Raw genomic sequence first — 13,237 nt, forward strand, 5'->3', positions numbered from 1 at the left:
TCCCATAACTTGGACAAAATCGCTTCAAACTCCTGCTGGCTTTTATAAACCCCCATAAATTCTCCCCCCTTCATTGGCAGAAATATTGGTTGCAAATTTTATGAAAAGCCTCTTGTAAAGATCAAGGCAGGAATGGGACTTTGCTCTTAAGGACGCCGGAACTTCGAAACAAGTTCGACCGGGCATTACTGGCACTAAGGCGTCTGGACAGCGTTTCAACGCTTTTATCTGACACCTCACTTTCAAAACGATTACAATCTGAATTCAACTCTAAATTCGGTAGCTTTTACGATCGGCTTAACAGCTCGTTGTTTCTTTCTTAGTTCCACAATCCCATATCGAGACATTGTATTTAAAGTGCGTGAAAGGTTGCTGCTCTTCCTTCCGGATATCATTTCAAGCTCTTTGAGAGAATTTGGTTTTTGTTCAGCAATAATTTTCAAAAGTGCCTGATTTTCATTGCTCAGTATCTGCGCCATTGATTTAACGGATTCAAACCAGATCTTGGGCTCACTTTTTTTGGGTTTATATTCTCCCTTTGCAATTGCGATGGTTCTTTTTTTATATTGATCTCTGGGCATAATCCCAATTCTTAATACTTTATTCGGCATAATGAGGCGTCCTCGCTGGAATATTTATCGTTTTTCATTTAGCAATATAATTATCATCTGTTGATAATTTTGTCAAGGCAAAGCCCTATCAATAATTGTTTAAAAAAAGATTCTTACAGAAAGGGATAATTTTTGTCTGCAAGCAGTTTGTTAAAGAAATTATCAGAAAAGTCTTAATGGATCAAAAGCAGTTAAGCTGCGGCCGGCCAGACCAGAAGAGCGCCGCAAAAACGAATGGAATATGCCCAGACCGAATGGGATATCCTCCATGGCATCATTATGGCCTATCGGGAAAGCGATATTCCGGTTGCCCGGGGCTATTTATAATGAAGGATCTTTTAAATGTATGGGCCGCAGAAATGCCGGATGAAGCGTTAAAAAAAGAAGCAGAGGCATTTATGTTCGGGTTGCGATAAAGGAACTGTCATCCTGGATGGGTATCCCACAAACGCCTGGAAGTGCGGGTCGGCTTTCGGCTCCACAAGGCAACCGGGGAGCCCTGCCGCTGCCTGGACCTTACTTCCGTTTGAGCATATTCTCAGCGGTGTTGATTTCGATAAATGAGGCCCCGTAATCGGAGCCGAAATTGCCGGCCAGCACCGTAATCAGGTTGTCACCGTTGAAATGGCCTTCCCGCAGCAGCCGGATCAGGGCGGTCTGGAGAAACTCGTGGGAGGTCAGGTCCGTTTCCATGAAATTGGCATGGACCCCATAGGAAATTGCCAGTTCGCGCTTGACGCGCTGGTCGTAGCACTGGGCGAAAACCGGGTTCAGCCCGCGATAGGCGGCCAGGCTCCGGATGGTTCGGCCGCTGATGGTGTCGGCAATGAGCGCCCGCGTATTAAGTCGCATGGAAGCTTTTACAGCGGCTTTGGCCAGGTAGCTGGTGATCGTGTTTTCAGTTTCATAGGGGGTGTTGAGAAAGGTATTCCGGCTTGATTCAATTTCATCGGCGATGGTGGCCATCATCTGGATGGATTCCAGGGGGTACTTGCCGCTGGCGGTTTCCCCGGAGAGCATCACCGCGTCAGTGCCGTCCAGGCAGGCATTGGCCACATCCGATACCTCGGCGCGGGTGGGACGGGGGGAGTGGATCATGGACTGGAGCATCTGGGTGGCGATAATTACGGGCTTGCGGCGCTCGATGCATTTTTTGACCAGGTTTTTCTGGATGAGCGGAATCTGCTGGGCGGGGATTTCAATAGCCAGATCCCCCCTGGCGATCATGGCGCCGTAAGCATGGTCCAGGATTTCATCAATATTGTCCACTCCTTCCCGGTTTTCAATCTTGGCGATAATCTTTATCCGGCTGTTTTTCGCGTCCAGGATTTCCTGGATGGCAAGAACGTCTTCCTTTCTGCGCACAAAGGAGTGTGCGATGAATTCGACACTCCTGTCCGCGGCAAACTTGACGAATTCGATGTCTTTGGCGCTGAGCGACGGCAGGTTTCTGATTTTCACACCGGGCAGATTGATGCTTTTGCGCCCCCGGATTAACCCGTCGTTTCGGACTTCACATGTCAATCCGTGCGGATCCCTGGTGAGCACGGATAGTTCGATATCCCCGTCATCGATCAGTATCCGGTCACCCGGGGAGAGTTCTTCGGCAAAACCGTCGTAATTGACGCAAACGCACTCGGGCGTGGTTTCGCCGTCTTTGTCCCCCCTGAAACAGATCGTCTCCCCGGTCCGGACCGGGATGTCATTCGCGCATTCGGTTGTGCGCATCTCGGGGCCCTTGGTATCGATCATTATGGGAATGCGGTCTGACACGGCCCGGACATTGTCGATGATGAGAGAAGCTTCCTTCATATTCAGGTGGGCCGTATTCATCCGAACCGCATCCATGCCCGCCTCATAGAGTTTCTTAAGGAACGGCGGATCGCATTGTTTGCTTGAAATGGTGGCAATAATTTTTGTTTTTTTCATCTGTGACACTTTTGCGGCTCCGGTTGGTTGAATCGGGTTTAATGGTTTTGCTCAAGTTCATCAAATTTGATTTTGCCATCCATTATGGAAGCCTAAAGGCTTCCGCTACATTGTCTCTGCTATTAAGATAACTCATTGGTATTTTTATAATAATGGCATCACCCAGTGTAGGGGCAAGCTTCAGGTCGCCTTTATGTGCATATGAACATTTTCGAAATTTGAAGAAGTCTGTTTAAACAACCCGCACACCCCGAGACGGTTTTCGCGGTGCATGCCGATGACTAATCACTATAGACGGATCGGGATGTTTGTTCAACGCATTTCAAATGTCATATGCCTCAAGAAATATTGGCATCCGGCCGCAAATTGAGGATGTTTTGGGCCCATTCGACCTCCCTGTCAACGACGCTCCAGCGCCTCCCACCGATCATAGGCGTATTCGATCGCCTTTTCCAGTTCCTCTATGCGGAATTTGACCCGCGCGATTTCGTCCTTGTCGGTTTTGTAGAATTCCGGATCGGCCATTCGGGCATAGAGGGCGTCATGCTCGGCTTCCATCTCCTCGATTTTCGCCGGCAGGGCTTCGAGTTCATGCTTTTCCTTGTAGCCGAGTTTCGGCGGCCGGCTGGCCTTGGGTTTGGCGGAGGGGGGGGGCTTTGCCGCCGCCTTTTCGGTTTTGGCGGCCGGCATGTCTTCTTCCCGCTTTTTGCGCTGAATCAGCCAGTCGTCGTAGCCGCCCGCATACTCGATCACTTTCCCATCCCCCTCGAAAACGATGGTGCTGGTAACCACGTTGTTTAAAAACGCCCGGTCGTGGCTGACCAGCAGCACGGTGCCCTTGAAATGAAACAGCATGTCTTCGAGCAGGTCCAGGGTCTCAATATCTAAATCATTGGTGGGTTCGTCCATGACAAGGACGTTGGCCGGCCGGGTAAACAGGCGCGCGAGCAGCAGCCGGTTTTTTTCCCCGCCGGAGAGGATATGCACGGGGGTGCGGCATCGTTCGGCCGTAAACAGAAAGTCCTTGAGGTAGCTGATCACGTGCCGCTTTTCCCCGTTGAAGATGATAAAGTCATTGCCTTCGCCGATGTTTTCGAAAACGCTCCGGTTTTCGTCCAGGCCGGCCCTGAGCTGATCGAAACTGGCCACCTGCAGCCCGGTGCCATGCCGGACGCGGCCGTCATCCGGTGCCGCCTGTTTCAGCAGAATGTTTAACAGCGTGGTCTTGCCCGCCCCGTTGGGGCCGATGATGCCGACGCGGTCGCCGCGCATGGTCACGGTTGAAAAATCGGAAATCAGGGGGATGCGGCCTTGAGAGCCGTCAACGGCCGCGTGGATTGAGCGGGCTTCGATGACCAGCTTGCCGGTTTTCTCCGCCTGCTGGACCTGCAGATTGACGTTGCCCATGTCCCGGCGCCGCGCCCGCCGGGCCTCCCGCATTTTCTGAAGCGCCCGCACCCGCCCCTCGTTTCTTTTCCGGCGGGCTTTTAGTCCCTGCCGGACCCAGGATTCTTCCTTGGCGAGCTTTTTGTCAAACTCCGCCCGCTGCTTTTCCTCAGCTTCCATGGCCGCCTGCCGGCGCTCGAGGTAGGTTTCATAGTCGCAGTCATAGGCCACCAGGCGGCCCCGGTCCAATTCCATGATGCGGTTGGCGAGATTTTTTAAAAACGCGCGGTCGTGGGTGATAAACCACAGGGTTTTAATGTTTTTGCCGATAAACGCTTCCATCCATTCAATGGCGGCCACGTCGAGGTGGTTGGTGGGTTCGTCGAGAAGCAGCACGTCCGGGTCCTGCGCCAAGGCCCGGGCAAACAGGACCCGCCGCTTCATGCCTGCTGAAAGTGTGGCAAAAGGGGCTTCCGGTTCGAGCTGGGTACGCGTCAGCACGCTCTCGATATGCCGCTGCAACTCCCAGCCGCCGTCGGCTTCGAGCCGGTGCTGGAGCGCCGTCTGGTTGGCGGCAACATCGCCGTCAGCTTCCGGCAGGGCGTTTTGGTTCAGCCGGCGGATTTCGGCGATGGCCTCCCCATTTTCGCCGAGGCCGCCGGCCACCACGTCGAAAATGGTACCGTCAAATCCCGGCGGCACGTCCTGGGCAAGCTCGGCCACAGTCACCCCTTGCTGCCGCCAGACTTCGCCGCTGTCCGGTGACATTTCGCCCTGCAGCAGCTTGAACAGGCTCGATTTGCCCGCGCCGTTGCGACCCAGGAGGCAGACCCGCTGTCCTTTTTCAATATGAAAGGTGACGCCGTCGATCAAAGGGGTTCCGCCGAACCCCCATGAGACGTCTTTCATTCCGATCAATGCCATTATTTGAAATGTCCGTGATTATGATTTGAATTGTTTTGCATTTATCCCGTTTCGCATCATAAGAGATTAAAGTTATCAATTAACATAATATATATAAAATGCTAAAAGACTTTTACTGATTGTTCAATTGATATGCTTGTTACGGAGGGACTCATTTATGGACCAGCAAAGTTTTGCGTTTCAGCCGGAGTTGCGTCAAAACGCGAAGACCGTATTGGAACGGCGTTATCTGAAACGAGATTTAGACGGAAAAATTCTTGAAAAACCCGCTGATATGTTCAAGCGGGTGGCTGACACCGTGGCTTCAGCGGACCTTAAATTTGACGAGGCGGCCGATACGGCCGGGCTTGCCGAACAATTTTACACGATAATGGCCGGCCTCGAATTTCTGCCAAACTCGCCCACCCTCATGAATGCGGGGCGGGAACTGGGCCAGCTGTCCGCCTGCTTTGTGCTGCCGGTAGGCGATTCAATGGAAGAAATCTTCGATGCGGTCAAGCATACGGCATTGATTCACAAATCAGGCGGCGGAACGGGCTTTTCTTTTTCAAGGCTTCGGCCGGCCAACGATGTGGTTAAAAGCACCACCGGGGTCTCCAGCGGCCCCCTCTCATTCATGAAGGTGTTTGACATGGCCACTGAAACCATAAAACAGGGCGGTACCCGGCGGGGGGCAAACATGGCCATCCTCCGTGTCGATCACCCGGATATCATGGATTTTATCACGTGCAAGACGGACAAAGAACAACTCAATAATTTCAATATTTCTGTTGGGCTCACCGAAGTTTTCATGGAAGCTGTAAAAAGCGAGGAAAATTATAATCTCATAAATCCAAGAGACGGCGAAATCGTGGGCACCCTGAATGCGCGCGTTGTATTCGAAAAAATCGTGGCCCAGGCCTGGGAAAACGGAGAACCGGGCATCGTGTTTCTGGATCGCTTGAATCGCAATAACCCAACGCCCCATATCGGAGAAATCGAATCAACCAATCCCTGCGGCGAACAGCCGCTCCTCCCATACGAATCCTGTAACCTGGGCTCGATCAATCTCGGAAAGATGGTCAGAGACGGGGCAATTGACTGGGAGCGCCTGAAAACGGTTATCCAAACCGGCGTGCGCTTTCTGGATAACGTGGTCGAGGTCAATCGCTATCCCCTGCCTGAAATTGCCCGAATGACCATGGGAAACCGTAAAATCGGCCTGGGTGTCATGGGCTGGGCTGATATGCTCATCCAGCTGCAAATGCCATACGATACGGAAGAAGCCATTGAACTGGCTGAGAAATTGATGAAATTCATTAATGATGAAGCCCATGCGGCCTCCCAACAGCTGGCCGAGCAGCGGGGGGCCTTTCCGAATTTCTCAGGCTCTGTTTTTGAAAAAAGAGGCGATGCCCCGATCCGAAATGCCACTGTCACCACCATCGCCCCCACAGGCACCCTTTCCATTATCGCCAATTCCTCATCCGGCGTTGAACCGCTTTTCGCTGTCTCTTATATCCGCCAGGTCATGGATGATGATGTGTTGGTCGAGGTCCATCCCCTTTTTGAAAAAATAGCAAAGGCGCAGGGCTTTTATAGCCCCGAGCTTATGGAGAAGATCGCTGTTAGCGGCGGGGTGAGGGATAACGCCGAAATTCCCGAGGATATCCGGCAAATTTTTGCCACGGCGCATGACATATCACCGGAAATGCACATCCGAATGCAGGCGGCGTTTCAAAAACATACGGATAATGCTGTCAGCAAAACCGTTAATTTTTCAAAGAAAGCAACCATGGACGACGTGGGCAGCGTCTATGAGTTGGCCTGGCAGCTTGGATGCAAGGGGGTCACCATTTACCGGGATGGGTCCCGCGACAAGCAGGTTTTATCAACCGGATCAATGGCAAGCGAGGCTAAGCCGACAGAGGAAGAAAAACAAAATCTTATACAGCGCCCCAAACGAAAGCGCCCCAAAATTCTCAAGGGGTGGACCCATCAAATGCAAACCGGATGCGGCCCCATTTATATCACCATCAATGAGGATCATGAGGGTCTTTTTGAACTTTTTACCACCATGGGAAAGGCCGGCGGGTGTGCGGCCTCCCAGAGTGAAGCAATCGGCCGAATGGTTTCATTGGCCTGGAGAAGCGGTATTGAAGCCCGCTACATCATTGGTCAGCTTAAAGGTATCTCCTGCCATTCCCCGGCTGGTTTTGGAAAAAACAAGGTGCTCTCTTGTGCTGATGCAGTGGCCAAAGCGATTGAGGAGCACATGGCCGCCAACGGCTATGGGGTGGTCCAGAAAAATTTTACCCCGGTCAAGGGGGCCTGCCCTGATTGCGGCGGCATGATGGTTCATGAAGGGGGATGCAGCGTCTGCAAGGTCTGCGGTTATAGCGACTGTGCATAGATTTTACAGCCTTGATCCTTGACCATTGCTGTTTTTCACAGATATATTCCGCTCATGGACTATGATCAATTATTAAAGAAATATAAGCTTCTGCTGACCGAAAATCAGCTTTTGAGAGATGAAAATGAAAGCTTGAAAAGGCTGACCCGCGCCAGCAATATTCAGACGTCAGAAAGTAAAAAGACAATATGCGTCGACAGAAGCGGATCTGATAAGGAAATAACGGACAACTTTCTGGCTCCCACCGTCAACAATCTTTCTGATTCTGCCGATAAAATAAGACTTTTTATGTCGCTTTTTAAGGGGCGGGATGACGTATATGCCAGGAGATGGAAAAACAAAAATAAGGGCACTTCCGGCTATTCGCCCGTCTGTTTAAACCAGTGGCAGCCCGGATTGTGCGGCAAGCCAAAAATACCCTGTTCAAAATGCGCCAACCGATCGTATGCGCCTCTGGATGAAACTGTCATAGAAGACCATTTGAGAGGCCATGTTATCGTCGGGATATATCCTTTGCTTTCAGATGAGACATGTCATTTTCTGGCGATCGATTTTGATGAAGGCGACTGGCAAAAGGATATTTTGATTGTAAGGGATGTTTGTGCGGAACACGATATTCCGGTTGCTGTTGAACGATCCCGATCAGGTGACGGCGGGCATATGTGGTTCTTTTTTGAGGATCGGCTTCCTGCGTCTCTGGCAAGAAAATTCGGTGCCGCCCTGCTCACCTTTTCGATGAACAGGCGGCATGAAATCAAATTCAGGTCCTATGATCGGTTTTTTCCCAGCCAGGACACAATGCCAAAAGGCGGTTTGGGGAATCTGATTGCGCTGCCTCTTCAAAAAGCTGCGAGAAAAGAAAGAAACAGTGAATTTGTTGATGAAAACTTTCAATCCTATGACGACCAATGGGCTTTTTTGTCCGGCATTGAGAGACTTTCTCAAGCGCGGGTTGAAAACCTCATATCCAAACTGTGCCAAGGTGATGAACTGGGCGTATTGAAAGCCGACGAAGAAGAAGCGCAAAAACCCTGGGAAACACCACCCAAAGTCATATTGAATAAAAATGATTTCCCACGGCAAATTGAAGTTGTGAAAGCCAATATGCTGTACATTCCCAAGGCGGACATCTCCCAAAGGGCGCTGAATCGCCTGAAAAGATTGGCATCCTTTAAAAATCCGCAGTTCTATAAGAAGCAGGCCATGAGAATGTCAACTTATGGACACCCTCGTGTTATTTCCTGCGCTGATGAGAGATCGGGCTATCTTTGTCTGCCCCGCGGCTGTGAAGCTGAATTGAAAGCGATGCTTGATGAATATAAGATTGATGTTCGTTTTACGGACAAAACCAACAGCGGCAGTCCCATTGACGTGACTTTCAAAGGCCGATTGAGAGATGAACAGGTATTGGCCGTTGATCAACTGTTGAGTCATGAGATGGGAATTCTGTCAGGCACAACCGCTTTTGGCAAGACCGTTGCGGCGATCAAACTCATTGCCGAAAAGAAAGTCAATACCTTGATCCTGGTTGATAAAGTCAATCTGCTGAAACAGTGGGAGAAGCGTTTATTAGAATTCTTAAGCATCAATGAGGCTTTGCCGGAACCGGAACCTTCGGCAAAGAAAAAAAGCGGGAGAAAGAAAAAGAGAAGCCTCATCGGACAACTGGGCGGCGGCAAGAACACCTTAACCGGAATAGTGGATATCGCAGTCATGCAATCTGTCAGCCGACCGGAAGACGTGCATGAATGTATAAAAAATTACGGGATGCTCATTGCTGATGAATGCCACCATGCATCCGCCTTTACTTATGAAAAAATTCTTAAAGCCGCGAATGCCAAATACATCTATGGCTTAACCGCGACACCCACCAGAAAAGACGGCCACCACCCGATTCTGTTCATGCAATGCGGTCCCATTCGCTTTCGGGACAATGCCAAAAAACAAGCCCAAAAAAGACCCTTTGAGCATTTCATCGTTCCAAGGTTTACATCCTTTAGAATGCCATTGGATAATGACGGGAAAGACTTGACCATTCAAGAGCTGTATTCTGAGATTGCAGAAAATGAAATCCGCAATCAATTCATCATTGAAGATGTGCTAAGCTGCTATAATGATGGCAGAAACTGCCTTGTTTTGACATTAAGAACGGCACATGTTGAGCTTTTGTCCGAAAAATTAAGGGAAAAAGTCCCTGATGTCGTCAAGCTCACTGGGAAAATGGGGAAAAAGGCAATTAAAGCGGCTTTCCAACAAATTGCCGATATGCCGGTGGATAAGAATCTCATTTTGGTGGCCACAGGGCACTATATCGGGGAGGGTTTCGACGAAGCGCGTCTTGATACATTATTTTTAGCCATGCCCATATCATGGAAAGGCACACTGCAACAATATGCCGGAAGGCTTCACCGGTTGTTTGCAAATAAAAAAGAAGTGCAGATCTATGATTATGTAGACATACACGTGAAGATGCTTGAAAAGATGTACCAGAAACGCCTCACCGGCTATGCTTCCATGGGATATATGGCAAAAGGCGGAGAATTCCAATCAGATTCTCCGGATATTATTTATGACAATGACAACTTCATGCCGATTTTCAGCAACGACATTGTTAATGCCAAGAAGGAAATCGTCATTGTCAGTCCCTTTGTGCGCAAAAGAAGAACATTACAAATGCTTCAATATCTTAAAACCGCATCCGGCAAAAAAGCCGGCGTGATCGTTGTGACAAGACCCAAAACGGATTTCAAGGAAAAGGACCAGGCAGCTTTGGATAATGCCCTGGATCTTTTGCAACAGAATGATATCAGGATTGCTTTTAAATCAAACATCCATCAAAAATTTGCCATAATGGATCAAAGCATCATCTGGTATGGCAGCATCAATCTTTTAAGTTACGGCAATGCTCAGGAAAGCATGATGCGAATCGAGAGCCCGAATATTGCAAATGAGCTGATAAAAAAGATCGGGGCGGCGGAAATGAATCAATTGACAATTCAGATGGATATATCTATATTGAAAGGAAATTGGTAACAGAACTGAAAACCTCTTTGAATTTTCTTACCCGCAAACTGCAGGAATCTGAACAATGGATAAGCGCGATATTTTAACCGCCATCAGCGAATTTCATAACCAGACAAAAGATACATACCGAATAAAAAAGATAGGTATATTCGGATCTTATGCAAGAAATACAATAAACAGAGAAAGCGATGTAGATATTGTCGTGGTTCTTGATGACCAGGATTTATTCAACCTTATCGGAATTAAACAAGACCTTGAAGATAGACTCAAACGACATGTCGATGTTGTGAGCTACAGAAACAGAATGAATCCCTACCTTCGGAAAAAAATCGATAATGAGGCGGTCTATGTATGACCCTGGATTGGTCACTGAAATTTTATCGCAGATTCTAAAGGCCACACAAAAAGTTTTACGTCGCTTTGAACCAATCCAATCACCGAGTGATTTTGTTTTATCCGAATCCGGCCTTGAAAAATTCGACGCTATCTGTATGCAGCTGATTGCTATTGGAGAAGGACTAAAAAATCTCGATAAAGTCACTGACAAAAAACTTCTGCCCAATTATCCTCAAATTGACTGGACAAAGGCCAAGGCGCTCCGCGACATTATCAGCCATCATTATTTTGATGTAAATGAAGAAGCAATTTTCATTGTCTGCGATAAGCACATGAAAAATCTTGAGTGCACTATAGAACGAATAATTGAGGATTTGGAAGTTAATTCCCCTTGAAATCAGGTGCCTTCTCAGGCCGCCTTCCCGTTCTCACCTTAACCCGAAAAGCTCTGCCGCGTTATCGTAGAGTATCCGGTTCGCAAGGGGCTTGTCGTTCCTGCAGGCAAGCTTCACGGATTTTATAGATGGCCCTTGATTGCCGAAAGGCCAGTCCGAACCAAAGAGAACCCTGTCAGGACACTGCCTGATTATCTTCCGGGCCTGCGGACAGACTGCTTTTTATGACATCCCGCACTCTGCCCGCTGTATCCCAGACCTCCTGCCGGTCAAATGCGTCTGGATCGATCATCCATTGCAGAGCCAGCCCTTCTATAACAGCCACTACCATCATGGAAAGCGGGCCGCTTTGCTCCCCTGCCCCGGCCTGTGCAAACATGTCGCCTATATTTGCCCGGTAGGCGTCAAGCAGGCGGCGCAGGGGCGCGCTCACCCCCCGGCGCTCGAAGCCCATCTGCACCAGGTTATAAAAAACCCTGTTCAGCCGTCTGTCAAAGACAAAGGCCTCCACGAGAGAGTGGAGCATCTTTTCCAGATTGTCGCCGCTGCCTTCTTTTCCGGATTCCAGAAAACTTTGAAATTTTTCCTGGTAAAGGGCGGTGAGTGCCTCCACCAGGGCGTTTACGATGTCGTCCTTTTTTTCAAAATAATAGTGGATGACCCCGTGGGGCATGCCCGCCCTGGCGGCAATGCGCTTTATGGTTATATTTTCGTGCCCGTTTTCCGCCAGGCAGTCAAACAGCGCCCAGGCGATCTGCTCCCGCTTCTGGGGGGCTTGGGATTTTCTGGCCATGATTACCTTTGCTGACTCAATTATTTTTAGTTTGGTTGACCAACCTAAAAATAATTAAATAATCGTTCCCGGTCAAGTTTTTTATTTGGCCTGCCGGCTTTTCTTAACTGGATTCTTGCCGGTATTTTAGCCGGCCCTTAAAAAGCAGCCACTATAAATCTATGCATAATTTGTAATTTCAATTGACAAATTATGCATAACTTTATAATTTGACCCACATGATACCCCGCACCCTGCAAAGCAAATTAAACGAACTCTCGAGCTATTACCCTTCAGTAGTGGTTACGGGGCCGCGCCAGTCGGGCAAAACCACCTTGTGTCAAATGACATTTCCAAACAAACCCTACGTTTCACTGGAAGCATTGGATATACGAGAATTTGCAATCAAGGATCCCAGGGGATTTCTTGCAGAACATGCCGACGGAGCTATAATAGATGAGATCCAACAAGCCCCTGACCTGCTGAGCTATCTTCAAAGTGATATAGATGCACGCCCTGAACCCGGCCGATTTATTATGACCGGATCGCAGCATTTCAGCCTGTCACAATCAATTTCCCAGTCCCTTGCCGGGCGCTGCGGCATATTAGCCCTCTTGCCGCCCAGTTATAAAGAACTTCAAGCATTTCCGAATTCACCGGAAGATTTGTTTACCACTCTCTGGCAAGGGGCTTATCCCAGAATTTACGATCAGAATATCCCGGCCCATCAGTGGTTGGCCGATTACACCACCACATACATCCAACGCGACGCTCGCCAGGTGGTGAATATCGGGGACCTTCAGGTCTTTTCGGGTTTCCTTAAACTCTGCTCAGGACGTAGCGCCCAGGAAATCAATCTATCGGCGCTTGGAAGTGATGCCGGTATTTCTCACAACACGATCCGTTCCTGGCTATCTGTTCTGGAAACCAGCTATATTGTTCACCGGCTGCCCGCCTGGCACGCGAATATCCGAAAACAGGTCGTCAAGGCGTCCAAACTGCATTTCTTTGACAGCGGACTGACATGTTATCTTCTTGGCATCCGAGAGCCTGAGCAGCTTCGCCATCACCCGTTGAGGGGAGCGATTTTCGAAAGCTGGGTTGTGTCCGAAATTTTTAAAACCTGTGTGCACACTGGTGGTCAGCCACGCATTTTTCACTACCGGGAGACACGAGGCGTTGAAATCGACATGCTCATTGAACAGGCTGGCGGCATGGATGCTGTAGAAATCAAATCCGGGGCTACCGTATCGGAAGATTTCTTCAAGAATCTTGAGCTTTTTTCGGAGCGCCTAAAAAGCCCGGCAGCAAATGCCTCTGTCAGAAAGCACGTTGTCTATGGGGGTGATGCAAACCAGAAACGATCCAAAGCGCATATCATCTCATGGCGCGATGTCCACCATTTAACGTCCGGTTCCTGAGGTTTTTTAATCATCAAATTGTGGATGTTTTGGGTTCACAAATCCGG

Annotated in this window: 9 protein-coding genes; 5 read left to right on the forward strand and 4 right to left on the reverse strand. The window is 49.2% G+C overall.

What is annotated here, in order from left to right:
- Nucleotides 1-251 precede the first annotated feature (251 nt).
- From U5L07_04200 to U5L07_04210, 3 genes are all read right to left on the reverse strand, one after another.
- Nucleotides 252-611 (reverse strand): transcriptional regulator, encoded by a 360-nt coding sequence (locus tag U5L07_04200; GenBank protein MDZ7830933.1) that lies wholly within the window; start codon nt 609-611, stop codon nt 252-254.
- Between the two features lie 516 nt (nt 612-1,127).
- The gene (gene pyk / locus U5L07_04205) at nt 1,128-2,540 is read right to left on the reverse strand and encodes a pyruvate kinase (GenBank protein MDZ7830934.1); all 1,413 of its coding nucleotides are present in this window, start codon (nt 2,538-2,540) and stop codon (nt 1,128-1,130) included.
- A 399-nt stretch (nt 2,541-2,939) separates the two neighbouring features.
- Nucleotides 2,940-4,850, reverse strand: coding sequence for an ATP-binding cassette domain-containing protein (locus tag U5L07_04210; GenBank protein ID MDZ7830935.1), 1,911 nt, complete (start codon nt 4,848-4,850; stop codon nt 2,940-2,942).
- A 157-nt stretch (nt 4,851-5,007) separates the two neighbouring features.
- Between U5L07_04210 and U5L07_04215 the strand changes: the two genes are divergently transcribed.
- Genes U5L07_04215 through U5L07_04230 form a run of 4 tightly spaced genes read left to right on the forward strand, consistent with a single transcriptional unit; the run spans nt 5,008 to nt 10,997 of the window.
- On the forward strand, nt 5,008-7,242 hold the full coding sequence (locus U5L07_04215; protein MDZ7830936.1) for a vitamin B12-dependent ribonucleotide reductase: 2,235 nt from the start codon (nt 5,008-5,010) through the stop codon (nt 7,240-7,242).
- Nucleotides 7,243-7,296: 54 nt separating this feature from the next.
- On the forward strand, nt 7,297-10,275 hold the full coding sequence (locus U5L07_04220; protein ID MDZ7830937.1) for a DEAD/DEAH box helicase family protein: 2,979 nt from the start codon (nt 7,297-7,299) through the stop codon (nt 10,273-10,275).
- 55 nt (nt 10,276-10,330) lie between these two features.
- A complete protein-coding gene (locus U5L07_04225) occupies nt 10,331-10,621 on the forward strand; it encodes a nucleotidyltransferase domain-containing protein (protein MDZ7830938.1) in 291 nt (96 codons plus the stop codon).
- Nucleotides 10,614-10,997, forward strand: coding sequence for a HepT-like ribonuclease domain-containing protein (locus U5L07_04230; GenBank protein MDZ7830939.1), 384 nt, complete (start codon nt 10,614-10,616; stop codon nt 10,995-10,997). Before U5L07_04225 ends, U5L07_04230 begins: the two co-directional genes overlap by 8 nt.
- Nucleotides 10,998-11,172: 175 nt before the next feature.
- Here U5L07_04230 and U5L07_04235 read toward each other — a convergent pair whose 3' ends face one another.
- Nucleotides 11,173-11,790 (reverse strand): TetR/AcrR family transcriptional regulator, encoded by a 618-nt coding sequence (locus U5L07_04235; protein ID MDZ7830940.1) that lies wholly within the window; start codon nt 11,788-11,790, stop codon nt 11,173-11,175.
- A 218-nt stretch (nt 11,791-12,008) separates the two neighbouring features.
- Between U5L07_04235 and U5L07_04240 the strand changes: the two genes are divergently transcribed.
- Nucleotides 12,009-13,190, forward strand: a complete 1,182-nt coding sequence (locus U5L07_04240; GenBank protein MDZ7830941.1) for a DUF4143 domain-containing protein — start codon at nt 12,009-12,011, stop codon at nt 13,188-13,190.
- Nucleotides 13,191-13,237 lie beyond the last annotated feature (47 nt).

The organism is Desulfobacterales bacterium (genome assembly GCA_034520365.1).
Lineage (GTDB): Bacteria > Desulfobacterota > Desulfobacteria > Desulfobacterales > Desulfosalsimonadaceae > M55B175.